This is a genomic window from Micromonospora sp. CA-248260 (genome assembly GCF_050942205.1).
Classification (GTDB): domain Bacteria; phylum Actinomycetota; class Actinomycetes; order Mycobacteriales; family Micromonosporaceae; genus Micromonospora; species Micromonospora antibiotica.
In genome coordinates, this window is the sequence record NZ_CP192021.1 from 3443489 (window position 1) to 3460969 (window position 17481).

Consider the following 17481-nt stretch of genomic DNA (forward strand, 5'->3'; position numbering starts at 1 on the left):
GCGGCGGCACCGGTGTGGGCAGGGCAGGACCGCCCCCACCCGCCGGCCACCTACCCGCCGGGAGGGGCGGCGACGCGCGGGGCGGCGACCCGGACCGCGCCGATGCTGGCGACGACCACCAGGCCGATCGCCAGCACCTCGACCGGGTGCAGGTCCTGGCCGAGGATCAGCCAGCCGGCGAGCGCGGCGAGCGCCGGCCCGAGACTCATCAGCACCGCGAAGGTCGAGGTGGCCAGCCGGCGCAGGGCCAGCAGTTCCAGGGTGTAGGGCAGCACCGAGGCGAGCAGAGCCAGCCCGGTGCCGAGGGCCAGCACCCCCGGATGCCACAGTCGCGCCCCGGCGTCGGCCAGACCGAACGGCAGGGTGAGCACGGCGGCGAGGGCGAGGGCGAGGGCCAGTCCGTCGGCGCGGGGGAACCGGCCGCCGACCCGGGCGGAGCAGACGATGTACGCCGCCCACAGCGCGCCCGCCCCGAGTGCGAGGGCGGCGCCGACCGGGTGCAGCCGGTCGAATCCGCCCTGGCCCAGTAGGGCCACCCCGGCGAGCGCGAGCCCGGCCCAGCACCAGGCCGTCCACCGGCGGGCGGTCAGCACCGACAGGGTGAGCGGCCCGAGCACCTCCAGGGTCACCGCCGGGCCGAGCGGAATGCGTTCGATGGCCTGGTAGAAGACCGAGTTCATGCCGGCCAGGGCGAGGCCGAAGGTGCCGACGGCCAGCCAGTCCGCCCGGTCGTGCCCGCGCCACCGGGGACGGCACACCAGCAGCATCAGCAGCGCCCCGATGGCCAGCCGCAGGGTGACCGTGCCGGCCACCCCGACCCGGGGGAAGAGCAGCGCGGCGACGGCGGAGCCGAAGTGCACCGACAGCGCCCCGCCGAGCACCAGTCCGACCGCCGCCGCCCGGCCGGAAGTGTCGATCATGGGGAGGGCAGGGCCAGGTCGAGCACGGCGCCGAGGCCGTTGGGGCGGCCGGGGCCGGCGGCCGGCAGCACCAGCGCGCCGCACCCGGCGGCGACCGCCCCGGCGTCGGCGGGGGTGTCGCCGACCATCAGGGTCCGCTCGGGGTCCACCCGCAGCATCCCGCAGGCCCGCAGGAAGATGCCCGGGTCCGGCTTGCACCGGCCCACCTCGTACGACAGCGCGTACGCGTCGACGAGGTCGGCCAGCCCCCAGGCGGCGAAGAACGGCCGCAGGTCGAAGCCGATGTTGCTCACCACCGCCACCGGAATCCCGGCGGCCCGCAGTGCGGTCAGCACCGGCGCGGTGTCCGGGTAGGGCACCCAGCCCTGCGGCACCAGCACCCGTTCGTAGAGCGCCTCGGCGAAGCCCTCGATCCCGGCGTCGACCGTCTCGGCCAGCCCGGTGTACGCGGCCCGGTGGGCGTGCTCGTAGAGATCCCGGTCGGCCCACAGCTCGGCCAGTCGGGGTGGCACCCGGGCCGGCAGCGGTCCACCGGCCCGGCCCGCGGTGAGCAGCCGGTCGGCCAGCGCGGTGGCCCGCATCCGCTCCAGGCTCACCCCGCACGTCGCCGCGGCGGCGACCACCCAGTCGTGGGCGGGTTCGACCTGCGCGAGGGTGCCGTGGAAGTCGAAGAGCACGGCCTGCACGGGGCGGCGGGACGCGTCGGTTCGGGGGGTGTCCCCGACGCCGTTCGTGGCTTCGGGCGGTTCGACGTGATCCGGCACGTCGTGCACCCTACCGACCCGCCCCGACCCCGCTGCCGGACGGCCTTGGCGGGTGGCCGTCGGGGGTACCGATTAATCTTGCTGACATGTCGAGCCCCGCCGAGCGGTACGCCGAGGCACGCCGCCGGGCTGCCCAGGCCGCCCAGTTCCCGGCCCTGGAAGAGTTCGCCCTCGACCTGGGGTTCGATCTCGACGATTTCCAGCGCGAGGCGTGCCAGTCGTTGGAGCGGGGCAGCGGGGTGCTGGTCTGCGCCCCGACCGGGGCGGGCAAGACGGTGGTGGGTGAGTTCGCCGTCCACCTGGCGTTGCGGGGCACGCCTGCGGCGGTGTCGGCGGCGGCCGACGAGCCGGCGACGCCACCGGTGCGGCGCAAGTGTTTCTACACCACGCCGATCAAGGCGCTGTCCAACCAGAAATACCACGACCTGGTGCAGCGTTACGGGGCCGCGCAGGTCGGCCTGCTCACCGGCGACAACGCGATCAACGGGGACGCCCCGGTGGTGGTGATGACCACCGAGGTGCTGCGCAACATGCTCTATGCCGGGTCGACCACCCTGGCCGGCCTGGCCTACGTGGTGATGGACGAGGTGCACTACCTCGCCGACCGGTTCCGGGGCGGGGTCTGGGAAGAGGTGATCATCCACCTGCCCTCCTCGGTGACCCTGGTGTCGCTGTCGGCGACGGTCTCCAACGCCGAGGAGTTCGCCGACTGGCTGGTCACCGTGCGCGGTGAGACGGCGGTGGTGGTCAGCGAGCACCGGCCGGTGCCGCTGTGGCAGCACATGCTCGTCGGCAAGCGGATGTTCGACCTCTTCCACGACGCCGACGCGGCCCGCAAGCACGACGTGCACCCCGAGCTGCTGCGCTACACCCGGGAGCAGACCCGGCGGCTGGAGCTGGGGGAGGGGCGCAGCGCCGGCCCTGGCGGCGGGCGGCGTGGCCCGCGCTGGCGGGGCCCGATGCGCCCCGACATCGTCGACCGGCTGGACCGGGAGGGGCTGCTCCCGGCGATCCTGTTCATCTTCAGCCGGGCCGGCTGCGCCGCCGCCGTGCAGCAGTGCCTGGCGGCCGGCCTGCGGTTGACCTCGGCGGAGGAACGCGCCGAGATCCGCCGGGTGGTGGAGTCGCGGGTCACCGCGATCCCCGGTGAGGATCTCAGCGTCCTGGGCTACTGGGAGTGGCTCGACGGGTTGGAGCGTGGTCTGGCCGCCCACCACGCCGGGATGCTGCCGGTGTTCAAGGAGGTCGTCGAGGAGCTGTTCGTCCGGGGCCTGGTCAAGGCGGTCTTCGCCACCGAGACCCTGGCGTTGGGCATCAACATGCCGGCCCGGTGCGTGGTGCTGGAGCGGCTGGTCAAGTTCAACGGCGAGGCCCACGTCGATCTGACCCCGGGGGAGTACACCCAGCTCACCGGGCGGGCCGGTCGACGGGGCATCGACGTCGAGGGGCACGCGGTGGTGGTCTGGTCGCCGGAGACCGACCCCCGGCACGTGGCGGGCCTGGCCTCCACCCGCACCTATCCGCTGCGGTCGAGCTTCCGGCCGTCGTACAACATGGCGGTGAACCTGGTCGGCAGCGTCGGCGTCGAGCCGGCCCGTGCGTTGCTGGAGTCGTCGTTCGCGCAGTTCCAGGCGGACCGGTCGGTGGTCGGGCTGGCCCGCCAGGTGCAGCGCAACACCGAGACCATCGAGGCGTACGGCGCGGAGGCGGTCTGCCACCAGGGTGACTTCGACGAGTATTTCGCGTTGCGGGTGGCCATCGCCGACCGGGAGCGGGCCATCGCCCGGCAGGGGCAGACCCAGCGTAAGGCCGCCGCGGTGGCGGCGTTGGAGCGGTTGCGGGTCGGTGACGTGATCCGGGTGCCGTCCGGGCGGCGGGCCGGGCTCGCGGTCGTCCTCGACCCGGCGACCGGGGGGTTCGGGGAGCCCCGGCCGCTGGTGCTCACCCAGGACCGTTGGGCGGGGCGGATCAGTCCCGGCGACTTCACCACCCCGGCCGAGGTGCTCGCCCGCATCCGGGTGCCCAAGCACTTCAACCACCGCTCACCGGCCGCCCGGCGGGATCTCGCGGCCGAGGTGAGCAGCACCGGGCTGGACCGGCACGGCGGCCGGCGGGGCGGGCGTTCCCGGCAGGCCGCCGGTGAGGACCACCGGCTCAGCCAGCTCCGCACCGAGCTGCGTCGGCACCCCTGCCACGCCTGCCCGGAACGGGAGGACCACGCCCGTTGGGCGGAGCGGCGACGCCGGTTGGAGAACGACACGGAGGAGCTGCGGCAGCGGGTGTCGGGGCGGACCGGCTCGCTGGCCCGGACCTTCGACCGGATCGTCGCGTTGTTGACCGCCCGGGGCTACCTGTCCGCCGACGGGCGGGTGACCGACGCCGGGCGGATGCTCGGCCGGATCTGGACCGAGGCGGACCTGCTGGTCGCCGAGTGCCTGCGGCGGGGCGTCTGGGACGGGCTGTCCCCGGCGGAGTTGGCCGCCGCCGTGTCGGTGGTGGTCTTCGAGGCCCGCCGGGACGTCGACGAGCGGGCGTCGCTGCCGCGCGGGCCGGTCGCCGACGCGGTCGACGAGACGCTCAAGTTGTGGAGCGAGATCGAGGCCGACGAGGCGCAGCGGGGGTTGACCGTGACCCGGGAACCGGATTTCGGGTTCGCCTGGCCGATCTACCGCTGGGCGCGGGGGGAGACCCTGGCCAAGGTGCTCGCCAGCGGGCACCAGATCGACGGTGAGATGCCCGCCGGGGACTTCGTCCGGTGGGCCCGGCAGGTCGCCGACCTGCTCGGTCAGCTATCCGACTCCGGTGGGGCGTCGATCGAGCTGCGGGCCACCGCGCGGCAGGCGATCGCGGCCGTGAACCGGGGCGTACTTGCCCATTACACCTCCGCCTGATCATCACTTTCGGTCACCGACGGGCGGTGAATCGACGCATCGCACGGTCACCGTGACGGCACCGGCCAGGAAACCGGGGGGCCGATGTTGCGCCTGCTCGGAGCCTCCCCGATCATTGCTCGGGCGCGGTCTCCTACGCGCCGGTAATGAGTGGGGGGAAGGCCGCCGTGGCGGAGATCAATCACTTTGAGTACGGGTGGATCACACCCGCGTTGAGTTACGCACTGTCCGTGCTCGGTTCGTTCCTCGGTCTGGTCTGCGTCGGGCGGATCCGTACCGCCACCAGCTCCGGGCAGCGCTTCTGGTGGGGTCTGCTGGCGGCCTGGGCGATCGGCGGCACGGCGATCTGGGCGATGCACTTCATGGCCATGCTCGGCTTCGCGGTCACCGGCACCCGGATCCGCTACGACGTTCCGCTCACCGTCGCCAGTACGGTGATCGCCGTCACCGCCGTCGGGATCGGCTTGGCCATCGTCGGCACCGGTCGGCTGGGTGCCGCGAAGGTCCTCGGCGGTGGCCTGTTCACCGGCATCGGTGTCGCCGCCATGCACTACACGGGGATGGCGGCGATGCGTCTCAACGGCGACCTGAGCTACGACGCCACCCGGGTCGGGCTGTCGGTGGCCATCGCCGTCGTCGCGGCCACCGTGGCGCTGTGGCTGGCGATGACCGTCCGCCGGGGGCTGGCGATCGCCGGGTCGGCCCTGGTCATGGGGGTCGCCGTCAACGGTATGCACTTCACCGGGATGAGTGCCCTGTCGGTGCACCTGCACGAGCGGCGCGGGGAGCTGACCGGCGCGGGGGTGAGCACGCTGCTGGTGCCGATCGTCCTCGCGGTGATCCTCGTGGTGGTCGGGCTGGTCTACGCGTTGCTCGCCGCCCCCACCGACGACGACCGGGCCGCCGCCGCCTACCTGCACGCCCGGCAGGCCAACGCGCCGGTGGTCGAACCGGAGACCGCCCCGGACCCGGTGGGACTGCGTAGCCGGTCGGCCACCCTGGGTCGGCCGGGCACCCCGTTCCCGTCCCGCCGGGACGTCCCGCCCCCGCGCTGACCGGGCCCGTGCCGGGACTGTCCCCGCCGCGCTTACCGGGCGTGCGTCGCGCGCACCGGGCCCGGCCCGGCCGGGACGTCCACCGGCCGGGCCCGCACAGCCGTGGCCGGCCGGGTCAGGGCTGCGCGGCGAGGGCGTCGACCAGCCGTCGGCAGGAGCCGGCCAGGTTCCACCGTTGGGCCAGCTCCAACAGCCGGTCGGGATCGGCGGGCGCGGTGGGTAGCGTGGTGACCAGCGTCGGCAGCGGCACGTCGGTGGCGACCCGGACCACCTTCGGGGCCACCGCCAGATAGTCGCGGGCGCCGTCGAGCTTGGCCCGCAGCCCCGGGGCGAAGCCGGAGCCCGGGTCGTCGAGCGCGGCGAGGATGCCGGGCAGGCCGCCGTAGCGGTCGATCAGCCGGGCGGCGGTCTTCTCGCCGACCCCGGGCACCCCGGGCAGCCCGTCGCTCGGGTCGCCGCGCAGCGCGGCGAAGTCGGCGTACCGGTCGGCGGGGACACCGTAGCGGGCCCGGACGGCGGCGTCGTCGCAGTCGTCGAGCTTGGCCACCCCGCGACCGACGTAGAGCAACCGGACCCGGCGGGCGTCGTCGATGAGCTGGAACAGGTCCCGGTCGCCGGAGACCACCTCCACCGGGCCGGGTTGGGTGACCGACAGGGTGCCCAGCACGTCGTCGGCCTCGTAGCCGGTGGCCCCGGCGGCGGTGATGCCGATCGCGGCCAGCACGTCGAGGATCACCGGCACCTGCGGGGAGAGGGTGTCCGGCACCTCCTCACCTCCCTCGGGGGCGACCCGGTGCGCCTTGTACGACGGCAGCAGCTCCACCCGCCAGGCGGGCCGCCAGTCGTGGTCGAGCGCGCAGACCATCCGGTCGGGCCGGCGGGTGCGGACCAGGTGGGCGAGCATGTCGAGGAACCCGCGCACGGCGTTGACCGGCTGGCCGTCGTCGGTCCGCGCCGCCGACTCGGGCACCCCGAAGTAGGCCCGGAAGTAGAGGCTGGGGGCGTCGATCAGCAGGATCGGGGGTTGGTCTGCCACGCCCGACAGCCTGGCACACCCCACCGACGGGATGGGGGACGGCACGACGGTCGACCCGGGCCGCAGCTCGGGCCGGCCGGTGACGCGGTGGTCTCCCGCACCCGTCGGGTCACCAGCGCACCGGCACGGTGACCACGATGAGGGTGTCCCGGCCATACCGGACCCGGAGCCGGTCGAGTAACCGGTGGTGGCGGGAAACCGGCGTGACACCCACCGGCCGGCGGGGCGAGACTGCGGGCATGGAGTTCGTGCCCGGTCTGGTGCTGTGCCGCCGCTTCCACGACGAGGTCCTCGCGCCGCTGCTGGCGAGCCGACTGCCGGGCCTGCGGTACTCGGCGGGGTTGCTCGACGGCGGTTCGGAGCTGCTGGGTCTGGACACCGAGCGCTCCACCGACCACGACTGGGGCCCCCGGGCGCAGATCTTTCTGGCCGAGCCGGCCGACCTGGCGTCGGTGCGGGCGGCGTTGGTCGACCTGCCGACCCGGTTCCTGGGCCGACCGACCCGGTTCCTCAGCTGGCCGACCGCCCGGCTGGGGGTGCCCGACGCCGCCGGGGACCGTAGCGGGGTCGAGGTGGCGGGCTGGCGGGACTGGCTGCGGGGCCGGCTCGGTTTCGACCCCACCGTCGCGGTCACCACCGACGACTGGCTCGCCACCCCGACCCAGCGGCTGGCCGAACTGACCGCGGGTGCGGTCTTCCACGACGGGCTCGGCGGCGCGGTCGGCGCGGTCCGCGCCCGCCTGGCCTGGTATCCGGACGACGTGTGGCGGCACGTGCTGGCCGCCGGGTGGACCCGGGTGGGGCAGGCCGAGCATCTCGTCGGCCGGTGTGCCGAGGTGGGCGACGCGTTGGGCAGCCGCCTGCTGGCCGCCCGGGTGGCCCACGACCTGATGCGTCTCGGTCTGCTGCTGCACCGGCGCTGGCCGCCGTACGACAAGTGGCTCGGCACCGCGTTCGCCGCGCTGCCGGATGCCGGGCCGGTGGTGGCTGCGCTGGCGGACACCCTCGGGCCGGGCGACTGGCCGCACCGGCAGGCGGGCCTGGTGCGGGCGCTGGAGACGGTCGGTGAGTGGACCAACGCCACCGGGCTGGCCGCGCCGGTCGTCACCACGGCCCGCCCCTTCCACGGGCGGCCCTTCCTGGTGCTCGACGCGCCCCGCCTCGCCGCCGCGCTGCGGGCCGCGGTCGTGGACCCGGCACTGCGGGACCGGCCGCTGCTCGGGGCCGTGGACCAGTACGTCGACAGCGTGGACGTGCTGACCCACCCCGATCGTGCGCGCCGGGTCTGCGCCGTCGTCGCCGGCTGACGGTATCGCCGGGGGGCCGTGGCGTCGCCGGGCGGCGGTCTCCGTCGGGGTGGGTCGCGGCCACCGACGGTCGGCCCCGCCGCGTGCGGCGACGCCGACCGTCGGTGGCCAGCCGGGTCAGCCCCGGATCCGGCTGCGGATGAACTCCCCCGACTCGGTCAGCACGGCGGTGCCGGTGAAGTCGGCGCCGGCGCAGGTGCCCCGCCGGAACACCGAGTTGCTCTCCGGTCCGTCGGAGTAGCTCCACATCGCGTAGCTGATCTTCAGGCTCTTGAGCAGGTCCAGCCAGGTGGTGGCGCTGTCCAGGTCGTTGGGGCCGTCGCCGGTGAAGGTCTGGGTGCCGAACTCGCTGACGAACAGCGGCAGGCTCCGGGCGGCACGGGCCACCGTGGCCCGTTGCAGGTCCCGGTGGGACGCGGCGTAGAAGTGGAAGGTGTACATGATGTTGGCGGCGTCGACCGGGTCGTCGATCACCTCGGTCTCGTCGGCGCCCTCGGAGACGCCGAGCGAGGAGAATCCCCGGGTGCCGACCAGCACCACGCTGTCCGGGTCGGCGGCCCGGATCACCGGGATGACCTGCTCGGCGTAGCTCTTGATGTCGGCCCAGCCGACCCCGTTGGGCTCGTTGGCGATCTCCCAGAGCACGTTGGTCCGGTCGGCGTGCCGGGCGGCGACCTCGGCGAAGAACGACGTGGCCCGGTCCAGGTTGAACCGGGGGTCGCCGGGGGTCAGGATGTGGAAGTCGACCACCACGTAGAGGCCGAGCGCGCTGGCGGTCGCCACGGCCTCGTCGACCTTGCGGGTGAAGCCGGCCGGGTCGGTCTCGAAGCCGCCCTCCTGGACGTACATGGCCACCCGGACGAAGTCGGCCCGCCAGTCGGTGCGCAGCGCGGCCAGCGAGTCCGGGTTGAGGCAGTTCGGGAAGAACTGGAGGCCGTGGCTGCTCATCCCGCGCAGTTGGATCGGCTCGCCGGCCTCGTCGCACAGGTTCACCCCGCACACCCGCAGCCGGCCGTGCACGGCCACCGGGGACCCGGCGGGCGCGCTGGCCGGGCCCGCGGTGGGCCCGTCGGTGGCGGTGGCCGGGGGAGCGGTGGTGCCGGTGGTCGGGTCGGTGGCGACGGGGCCGGCCGTGGCCGGTGGCGCGGGCTCGGTGTCGGCACTCGCGGTGGGGACGGCCAGGGCCGCCCAGCCGGCGACCAGGGAGGCGAGGGCCACCCCGGTCCAGGTCAGTGCTGCGCGTCGGTGCATCGGAATCTCCGGTCGGGCTCGTCGGGACCCGGGGAAGGCATCCGGTGGTACGAGATCGACGCGGCCACGGTTCACCCCGGGACATGGTCGCCTCCCGACCGCCGGACTGGGCCCTGGCCCAAACGACCGTTAAGCTGACGGGGTGGCGCCCGACGACGGGCAACGGCTCACCACCCTGGAGTTCATCGCGCTATGACTGTCGACCGGATCCTGCCCACCGACGAGGCCCACGACCTGCTCGACCTCGCCACCGAACTCGCCGACCGGGAGCTCGCGCCGAGGGCCGCCGGCTTCGAGGAGCGCGCCGAGTTCCCCCGGGACGTGCTGCGCACCCTGGGCCGGGCGGGCCTGCTGGGCCTGCCCTACGCCGAGGAGCACGGCGGTGCCGCCCAGCCGTACGAGGTGTACCTCCAGGTGCTGGAGATCCTGGCCGGGCGCTGGCTCGCGGTCGCCGAGGCGGTCAGCGTGCACACCCTGTCCTGCTACCCGCTGGCCGAGTTCGGCACCGACGCCCAACGCAAACTGCTGCCGGACCTGGTGGGCGGGGAACTGCTCGGGGCGTACTGCCTCTCCGAGCCGCAGGGGGGCTCGGACGCGGCGTCGCTGACCACCAGGGCGGTCCGCGACGGCGACGACTACCGGGTCACCGGGGTCAAGGCGTGGATCACGCACGCCCGGGTGGCGGACTTCTACAACGTCTTCTGCCGCACCGGCGAGCCGGGCCCGAAGGGCATCTCCTGCCTGTTGGCCGACCGGGACACGCCGGGCATCGTGCCGCAGGCGGCCGAGCGGACCATGGGGCTGCGCTCCTCGCCGGTGGCTCAGGTCGCCTTCGACGACGCCCGGGTGCCGGCCGACCGGCTGATCGGCGGCGAGGGGGCGGGGTTCACCATCGCGATGTCCGCGCTGGACTCGGGGCGGCTCGGCATCGCCGCCTGCGCGGTGGGCCTGGCCCAGGCGGCGCTGGACTACGCCGTCGGTTACGCCCGGGAACGGCAGCAGTTCGGCCGGTCGATCATCGACTTCCAGGGGCTGGGCTTCCTGCTGGCCGACGCGGCCACCCAGATCTCCGCCGCCCGGGCGCTCACCCTGGCCGCCGCCCGGCTGCGCGACGCCGGCCGGCCGTACTCGATCGAGGCGGCCAAGGCGAAGCTGTTCGCCACCGACGTGGCGATGCGGGTGACCACCGACGCGGTGCAGGTGCTCGGCGGGGCCGGTTACGTGTCCGACCATCCGGTCGAGCGGTACATGCGCGAGGCGAAGGTGCTCCAGATCGTCGAGGGCACCAACCAGATCCAACGGCTGGTGATCTCCCGGGCGTTGGCGAGGGACTAGCCTGTGCCGGTGACCTTTCCCCGGATCACCATCGACCCCGAGGTGATGGGTGGCGCACCCTGCGTGCGGCAGTCCCGGATCCCGGTGGCGACCCTGCTGGCGATGATGGCGGAGGGGATGTCGGTGACGGACATCCTCACCGATCTGCCCTTCCTCGACGAGGACGATCTGGCCGAGGTGTTGAACTTCGCCGCGGACGCGGTGCGCGACCGGGCGGCCCGCTGAGCGTCATCTCCGGCGGGACGTCGTCGCCAGGGGAGCGCTCCACCGGGTAGGTTGCACGCGTGGAGGAGATCGACCGTGCCATCGTCGCCGCGCTGACCGCCGACGGCCGTCTGTCGTACACGGATCTGGCGGAGCGGGTCGGCCTGTCGGTCTCGGCCGTGCACCAGCGGGTCCGCCGGCTGGAACAGCGCGGCGTGATCAACGGGTACACCGCCCGGGTGTCGTTCGAGGCGCTGGACCTGCCGATGACGGCGTTCGTGGCGATCCGGCCGTTCGACCCGTCCCAACCGGACGACGCGCCGGAGCGGCTGGCCCACCTGCCCGAGATCGACTCCTGCTACTCGGTGGCGGGGGAGGACTTCTACCTGCTGCTGGTGCGGGTGGCCGGGCCGGCCGACCTGGAACGGGTGCTCCAGGAGATCCGCACCGCGGCGAACGTCACCACCCGCACGACGGTGGTGCTGTCGACGCCGTACGAGGGGCGACCGCCGAAGATCACCGTCGGCGAGTTGCGGCCCCGGGCCCGGGGTGGCGCGGAGGCGTCGGCCTGACACCCCCCGGTGGGTGCGCCGTCGGTCGGTGGCGTGACGCGGGGCCCGCTCAGCGGCCGTTCCAGCGCAGGAGCACCGGTCGGCCGTGTTCGTGGCCGAGCACGCTGACGGTGGCGGTGTCCAGGCGGAGTTTGCCGCCGCCGGATGGGGGCAGCCCGATCCACCGGGCGCCGACCACCCGCAGCTGGTGGGCGTGCCCGACCAGGCCCACGTTGCCCCGCTCCAGCAGGGGAGTGAGCCGGGCGAGCAGCCGGTCGACCCGGGCGCCGATCTCGTCGGGGGCCTCCCCGTCGGGGCAGCCGTCGGTCCAGATGTCCCAGTCCGGCCGGTCGGTGTGGATGTCGGCGGTGGTGCGGCCCTCGTACCGGCCGTAGTTCCACTCCACGAGGTCGTCGTCGGTGTGGTCGACGGTGAGGCCGGCGAGCTGCGCGGTGCGCAGCGCCCTCCGCCGGGGGCTGGCGAGCACGGTGGCGAGGCGCTGGCCGGTCAGCACCCCGGCCAGCGCGCGGGCCTGCCGCTCGCCGTCGGGGGTCAGCTCCAGGTCGGTGTACGAGGTGTGCCGCCGGCTGGCGCTCCACGTCGTCTCGCCGTGCCGGATCAGGATGATCTCGCTCATCCCCCCAGTCAACCAGCATTCGCCGGGCCCGGCCCGGCTCCGCCCGCAGTTCCCGGCGCGGAGACACCGGTCCGTTTGCCGGTTTCCGCCACCGCCACCGCCACCGGGGCCGCCACCGGGACCGGGACCGGGACCGTGCCGTCGTTCTGCGGGGTTCCCACCTGCGGCGGGAGTGGATCGTCACCCCGCCGGTCGGGTGAGTCTGGCGGCGACGGCGTCGAGGACCCAGTCCAGGCCGGTGGCGAAGGAGACCTCGGCGGCCACCTCGGTGCCGTCGTGCACGGCCCTGCTCAGCGCCGGGAAACGGCCGGTGGCCAACATCTTCGTCACGTGCGGGCCGCAGGCACGCTGCCACTCGCGCTTGGACAGGCCGGTGGCGCGTTCGGCCCGCAGGTCGGCGACCTCGCGCCTGATCGCGCCGGTGAAGTAGGCGCTGACCGTCTCCACGGCGCGCATGACGGTGTCGACGTCGGCGAGGCCGTCGAGGGCGGCCAGCGTGGCTTCGGTGACGGCGAGGCCGTTCGGGCCCAGGGCCGGGCGGCCGCCGAGCAGGTCCGCCAGCCATTCGTGCCGCAGCGCGGCCTGTCTGGTGCGGTGGGCGAGGCCGCGCAACGCCTCCCGCCAGTCACCGGGTCGCTCCCCGGGGAGGATCTCGGCGTACACCTCGTCCACCATGAGGTCGAACAGTTGGTCCTTGGTGGAGATGTGGCCGTACAGCCGCATCGGGCCGGCGTTCAGTCGGGCGGCGACCTTACGCACCGACACCGCCGCCAGCCCGCCCTCGTCGGCCAGCGCGATGGCGGCGGCGATGATCTGCCCCCGGTCGAGCGGTACGGGGGGGTTCGGCGGGGCGGGCCGGTCCCAGACACTCATGATCACTCCCTGTCGTTGCGCTGAATTATAGGGGAGCTATACGGTGTATCGCCATGAGACATCGTATTGCTGTGGTCGGGGGTGGCCCGGCGGGTCTGACCTTCGCCCGGGTCCTGCACCGCCACGGCCACCCCGTCGCCGTCCTCGAACGTGATCCCTCGCCCGACTCCCGCCCTCCGGGCGGCACGCTGGACCTGCACGAGGGGCTGGGGCAGCGGGCCCTGGACAAGGCGGGGTTGCTGGCGGAGTTCGAGGCGCTGTCCCGTCCCGAAGGACAGGCCATGCGCATCCTGGACGCCGCGGGGACCGTGCTGCGGGACTGGAAACCCGCCCCGGACGAGCGGGCCAATCCGGAGATCGACCGCGGGCAACTCCGCGATCTGCTGCTCGGCTCTCTGGACGTGCGGTGGGGGCGGGAGGTGACGCGGGTGGTGCCGGGGGCGGGGGAGGGCGTCCTGGTGCATTTCGCGGACGGGCCGCCGGAGGCGTTCGATCTCGTGGTGGGCGCCGACGGCGCCTGGTCCCGGGTCCGTCCGGCGGTCTCGTCGGTGACGCCGCAGTACACCGGCGTCACCTCGGTCGAGACCTCCCTCGACGACGTCGACACCCGCCACCCTGACCTCGCCCGGCTCATCGGTGAGGGTTCGGTGTCCGTGTACGGCGTGAACCGGTCTCTCGTCGCCCAACGCAACAGCGGCGGTCACGTCAAGGTGTACGCCAGGCTCCGCGCGCCGCTGGACTGGCACGCGCACCTGGACCTGGCCGATGTCGAGGCCACCCGGTCGGGTCTGCTGGCGCTGTTCGACGGCTGGGCCGCTCCCGTGCGCGACCTGCTCGGCCACGGCACCGCCTTCGCCCACCGACCCGTGTACGTCCTACCCGCGTCCCACACCTGGGACCATGTCCGGGGGGTGACGCTACTGGGCGACGCCGCCCACCTGATGCCACCGTTGGGGGCGGGCGCGAACCTCGCGATGCTGGACGGTGCCGAGCTCGCGGAGGCCATCGCCGCCGACCCGGAGAATCTGGACGAGGCGGTCCGCGCCTTCGAGGAACGGATGTGGGCCCGGGCCGCCACCTGGTCGAGGATCACGACGGCCGGTCTGGAACGCCTGGTGAGCCCGGACCCCGCCGAAGCCCTCGCCCTCTTCGACCAGGTCCAGCCCTCCTGACCACCGGCAGCAGACCACCGCTTGCCGCCTATTGTCCTAGGATGGCCTACCGGTGGTGTGCCCCGGCACACCACGAACATCAGCGCCCACGGCGCAAATCCGTTTCGAGCCGGACAGAGCGGGGACGCCACGGGTGCGGGGCATCGGCCCCGTGACCGCCGGAGCGACAGGAGGCGACATGAGCTTCACCGACAAGGCGAAGAACAAGGCCCAGGAGCTGACCGGCGCCGCGAAGGAACGGATCGGCGACGTCACCGACAACGAGCGGATGCGCGCCGAGGGTGCCACCGAGCAGAGCGAGGCGCGCGCCCGGCAGGCCGGTGAGCACGTCAAGGACGCCGGTCGCGACGCCCGGGACGCCATGCGCTGAGCGGATCACCATCCGGACAGCCCCCTGAGCATGCTCAGGGGGCTGTCCGGGTTAGCGTGCGGGCATGGTGGTCGCCCGGTCGTTGGTGTTGTTCGTCCTGGCCGCGCTCGCCGAGATCGGTGGGGCGTGGCTGATCTGGCAGGGCTGGCGGGAGCACCGGGGGCTGTGGTGGATCGCCGCCGGGGTGCTCGCGTTGGGCGTGTACGGCTTCGTGGCGACCTTCCAGCCGGATGCGAACTTCGGCCGGATCCTGGCCGCGTACGGCGGGGTGTTCGTGGCGGGATCGCTGGCGTGGGGGGTGCTGGTGGACGGTTTCCGGCCGGACCGGTGGGACCTGACGGGCGCGGCGATCTGCCTGCTCGGCGTCGCTGTGATCATGTACGCCCCGCGCGGGGTGTGACGCGCGCCGCCCCCGGGACCGGTCGGGTCGTCGGGGGCGGCGGGGTGGGTGTGTCGTGGGGTCAGTCGTCGCGGTGTGCGGCCCACCACTGCTGGCCGGCCTCGGGGAGGGTGTCGATCGGGTCGTAGTAGGCGTAGCGCTTGTTGAGCGCCTCCAGGTCGGCCGACTCGATGGAGGTGCGGTAGTTCTTCGTCCAGTAGGAGATGCCGCGTTCCCGGTCGTACTCGGTGAGCATGTGCACCCAGCGCTTGCCGACGAAGGGCACGTCGCAGACGATCCGGGGGGTGGCGTAGCCGGGCAGGTAGCCCATGATGTCGTGTTGGAGCTGCTGGGCGTGCCAGACCGGGACCCGCCAGTGTTCGGCGTTGGGGATCATGTCGCACATGTAGAAGTAGTACGGCAGGATGCCGGCCTCGCCCTGCAGGGCGAAGCACAGGTCGAGCAGGTCGGGGGTGGTGGCGTTGACGCCGCGCATGAGTACGCCCTGGTTGCGCACGTCGCGGACGCCGACGTCGAGGGCGGTCTGGGTGGCCTTCGCGACCAGCGGGGTGATCGACTGGGCGTGGTTGACGTGGGTGTGGATGGCCAGGTTGACGCCGCGGCGGGCGGCGGTGCGGGCGACCCGTTCCAGGCCCTCGACGACGTCGTTCTGGAGCCAGTGCTGGGGCAGGCCCATGAGGGCCTTGGTGGCGAGCCGGATGTCGCGGACGGTTTCGAGTTCGAGCAGCCGCATGAGGTACGACTCAAGGTTGCGCCACGGGACGTTGGCCACGTCGCCGCCGGAGACGACCACGTCGCGGACGCCGGGGTGGGCCTTGAGGTAGCTGATGTGGGCGTCGTAGCGGTCGACGGGCTTGAGGGTGAGCTTGAGTTTGTCGACGGCGGGGGTGGAGTTGCCGACCAGGTCCATCCGGGTGCAGTGTCCGCAGTACTGGGGGCAGGTGGAGAGCAGTTCGGCGAGGACCTTGGTGGGGTAGCGGTGGGTGAGACCCTCGGCGACCCACATGTCGTGTTCGTGCAGTGAGTCACGGCTGGCGTAGGGGTGTGACGGCCAGTCGGTGCGCCGGTCGGCGGCGACGGGGATCATGTAGCGGCGGATCGGGTCGGCGCGGAACGCCTCGGTGGTCATCGGGGCGAACGGCACCATCGTGTTGATCATCTGGGGTGGCACCAGCATCGACATGGTGGCCAGGGCCTGCTGGTCGGCGGCGAGGTCGGTGTAGAAGGTCTCGTCGACGGTGTCGCCGAGGACGGCGCGCAGCTGCTTGATGTTCTTGACGCAGTTGACGCGTTGCCACTGGGCGTTCTCCCACTGCTCGCGGGTGACGTGACGCCAGCCGGGGAAGCGGGTCCAGTCGGGCTCGACCAGGGGGCTGCGGCGGTATTCGTAGGGCTGGCCGGCGGTCGGTGCGGCGACCGGGGCGGGGCGGGGCCCAGGGATGGTCGCCATCGGTTGGGTCTGGGTCACGGCCCCTCCTCGTGGTGTGCGTGGCCGGGGTGGCCGGCGGGTGCGAGCCGGGGTGGCCGGCGGTTGATGATCGGTAGATCCGAAGGCTACTGGAAAATATCCGGCGAAGAAATTAGTCTGCCGTAAGTTTTCCCGCGATGCGAGTCCTGGTCGGGGCTTCGGGCGGTTGAGGGGGGAGGTTGGTGTGACGTCACCGGTGGGCCTGCACCGTGTCGTGGAGCCGGCGGGGGTGCTGCCGCAGGCGGCCTGGCGGCTGGACGCCGACCCCCGGATCGCCCCGAACGAGGTGCGCATCCGGGTCGAGCGGTTGAATCTCGACGCGGCGAGTTTCCGGCAGTTGGCGCAGAAGCACGACGGGGACGGGGAGAAGGTCCGCGCCGAGGTGCTGGAGATCGTGTCGACGCGGGGCAAGATGCAGAATCCGGTGACCGGTTCGGGGGGGATGCTGATCGGCACCGTGGAGGAGGTCGGTCGTCGGTCGCCGTTGGGGTTGGCGGTGGGTGACCGGGTGGCGACGCTGGTGTCGTTGACGTTGACGCCGTTGACGATCCTCGACGGGTTGGCCCGCTGGGACGGGCGCAGCGAGCAGGTGCCGTGTGACGGGTACGCGATCCTGTTCGCCCGGTCGATCGCGGCGGTGCTGCCGGGGGACCTGCATCCGGAGTTGGCGTTGGCGGTGCTGGACGTGTGTGGGGCGCCGGCGTTGACGGCCCGGGTGGTCGCTGAGCAGGTGGCGCGGCGGGAACGCGCCGGTGACGGGTCGGCGGTGACGGTGGCGGTGATCGGTGGGGGCGGTAAGAGCGGGTCGTTGTCGTTGGCGGCGGCGCGGCGGGCGGGTGCGGGTCGTACCGTGGGGGTGGTGCCGGTGGCGGCGGAGCGGGATGCGCTGGTGGCGGCTGGTCTGGCGTCGGTGGTGGCGTTGGCTGATGCCCGGGATCCGGTGGGGTTGTCGTCGGCGGTGACGACGGCGTTGGGTGGGCCGGCGGACGTGACGGTGGTGTGCGTGGACGTGCCGGGGTGTGAGCACGGTGCGGTGTTGGCCACGGCGGACGGCGGCACGGTGGTCTTCTTCTCGATGGCGACGAGTTTCGCGGCGGCGGCGTTGGGTGCGGAGGGGTTGGCGGCGGACGTGACGATGCTGGTGGGTAACGGGTTCGTGCCGGGGCACGCGGATCTGGCGTTGGGGTTGTTGCGGTCGGAGCCGGGGGTACGTGGTCTCTTCGAGTCCCGGTTGGCGGCAGACTGAG

The 17481-nt window shown here is 73.3% G+C and carries 17 protein-coding genes; 10 read left to right on the plus strand and 7 right to left on the minus strand.

The genetic code is table 11. The features are described from left to right. Positions 1-50: 50 nt before the first annotated feature. Entirely contained in the window at positions 51-920 is an 870-nt protein-coding gene (locus tag ACQP2H_RS15195; protein ID WP_219461953.1) for an EamA family transporter, read from the minus strand. Then, on the minus strand, positions 917-1684 hold the full coding sequence (locus tag ACQP2H_RS15200; protein ID WP_433233266.1) for an HAD family hydrolase: 768 nt from the start codon (positions 1682-1684) through the stop codon (positions 917-919). The genes ACQP2H_RS15195 and ACQP2H_RS15200 overlap by 4 nt, the downstream gene beginning before the upstream one ends. 86 nt (positions 1685-1770) lie before the next feature. On the opposite strand from ACQP2H_RS15200, the gene ACQP2H_RS15205 reads away from it, so the two are divergent. Next, entirely contained in the window at positions 1771-4575 is a 2805-nt protein-coding gene (locus ACQP2H_RS15205) for a DEAD/DEAH box helicase (protein ID WP_208565974.1), read from the plus strand. 167 nt (positions 4576-4742) lie between these two features. Then, on the plus strand, positions 4743-5630 hold the full coding sequence (locus ACQP2H_RS15210; RefSeq protein ID WP_219461955.1) for an MHYT domain-containing protein: 888 nt from the start codon (positions 4743-4745) through the stop codon (positions 5628-5630). Between the two features lie 115 nt (positions 5631-5745). On the opposite strand, the gene ACQP2H_RS15215 is transcribed toward ACQP2H_RS15210, so the two are convergent. Next, positions 5746-6666, minus strand: a complete 921-nt coding sequence (locus tag ACQP2H_RS15215) for a 5'-3' exonuclease (RefSeq protein WP_363823110.1) — start codon at positions 6664-6666, stop codon at positions 5746-5748. 239 nt (positions 6667-6905) lie between these two features. Between ACQP2H_RS15215 and ACQP2H_RS15220 the strand changes: the two genes are divergently transcribed. Continuing rightward, positions 6906-7973: a DUF4037 domain-containing protein gene (locus ACQP2H_RS15220; RefSeq protein ID WP_219461959.1), complete on the plus strand. Its 1068-nt coding sequence runs from the start codon at positions 6906-6908 to the stop codon at positions 7971-7973. Between the two features lie 117 nt (positions 7974-8090). Here the strand turns inward: ACQP2H_RS15220 and ACQP2H_RS15225 are convergent, their stop codons facing one another. Further along, positions 8091-9224, minus strand: coding sequence for a glycoside hydrolase family 5 protein (locus tag ACQP2H_RS15225; protein ID WP_433233270.1), 1134 nt, complete (start codon positions 9222-9224; stop codon positions 8091-8093). 192 nt (positions 9225-9416) lie between these two features. On the opposite strand from ACQP2H_RS15225, the gene ACQP2H_RS15230 reads away from it, so the two are divergent. The 3 genes from ACQP2H_RS15230 to ACQP2H_RS15240 are packed head-to-tail and all read left to right on the plus strand — an operon-like array spanning position 9417 to position 11335. Continuing rightward, on the plus strand, positions 9417-10559 hold the full coding sequence (locus ACQP2H_RS15230) for an acyl-CoA dehydrogenase family protein (RefSeq protein ID WP_219461965.1): 1143 nt from the start codon (positions 9417-9419) through the stop codon (positions 10557-10559). Between the two features lie 9 nt (positions 10560-10568). After that, the gene (locus ACQP2H_RS15235) at positions 10569-10784 is read left to right on the plus strand and encodes a DUF433 domain-containing protein (protein WP_208565968.1); all 216 of its coding nucleotides are present in this window, start codon (positions 10569-10571) and stop codon (positions 10782-10784) included. A 59-nt stretch (positions 10785-10843) separates the two neighbouring features. After that, positions 10844-11335, plus strand: coding sequence for an Lrp/AsnC family transcriptional regulator (locus tag ACQP2H_RS15240; RefSeq protein WP_208565967.1), 492 nt, complete (start codon positions 10844-10846; stop codon positions 11333-11335). 49 nt (positions 11336-11384) lie between these two features. Here ACQP2H_RS15240 and ACQP2H_RS15245 read toward each other — a convergent pair whose 3' ends face one another. Together ACQP2H_RS15245 and ACQP2H_RS15250 are read right to left on the minus strand one after the other, a co-directional pair. Next, complete coding sequence (locus ACQP2H_RS15245) at positions 11385-11951, minus strand: histidine phosphatase family protein (protein WP_208565966.1); 567 nt, start codon at positions 11949-11951, stop codon at positions 11385-11387. Between the two features lie 180 nt (positions 11952-12131). Beyond that, positions 12132-12824 carry a TetR/AcrR family transcriptional regulator gene (locus tag ACQP2H_RS15250; RefSeq protein ID WP_219461968.1) on the minus strand — a complete coding sequence of 231 codons (693 nt, stop codon included), beginning with the start codon at positions 12822-12824 and terminating at the stop codon, positions 12132-12134. A 53-nt stretch (positions 12825-12877) separates the two neighbouring features. Here ACQP2H_RS15250 and ACQP2H_RS15255 point away from each other — a divergent pair, with 53 nt between their 5' ends. The 3 genes from ACQP2H_RS15255 (at position 12878) to ACQP2H_RS15265 (ending at position 14766) form a co-directional block, all read left to right on the plus strand. Then, positions 12878-13996, plus strand: a complete 1119-nt coding sequence (locus ACQP2H_RS15255; protein ID WP_219461969.1) for an FAD-dependent oxidoreductase — start codon at positions 12878-12880, stop codon at positions 13994-13996. Between the two features lie 178 nt (positions 13997-14174). Continuing rightward, the gene (locus tag ACQP2H_RS15260) at positions 14175-14366 is read left to right on the plus strand and encodes a CsbD family protein (RefSeq protein WP_219461971.1); all 192 of its coding nucleotides are present in this window, start codon (positions 14175-14177) and stop codon (positions 14364-14366) included. 64 nt (positions 14367-14430) lie between these two features. Then, a complete protein-coding gene (locus ACQP2H_RS15265) occupies positions 14431-14766 on the plus strand; it encodes a YnfA family protein (RefSeq protein WP_219461973.1) in 336 nt (111 codons plus the stop codon). Between the two features lie 61 nt (positions 14767-14827). On the opposite strand, the gene ACQP2H_RS15270 is transcribed toward ACQP2H_RS15265, so the two are convergent. Next, positions 14828-16234, minus strand: a complete 1407-nt coding sequence (locus tag ACQP2H_RS15270) for a KamA family radical SAM protein (protein WP_374197500.1) — start codon at positions 16232-16234, stop codon at positions 14828-14830. A 196-nt stretch (positions 16235-16430) separates the two neighbouring features. Between ACQP2H_RS15270 and ACQP2H_RS15275 the strand changes: the two genes are divergently transcribed. Then, positions 16431-17480 carry a zinc-binding alcohol dehydrogenase gene (locus ACQP2H_RS15275; RefSeq protein ID WP_433233543.1) on the plus strand — a complete coding sequence of 350 codons (1050 nt, stop codon included), beginning with the start codon at positions 16431-16433 and terminating at the stop codon, positions 17478-17480. Position 17481 lies beyond the last annotated feature (1 nt).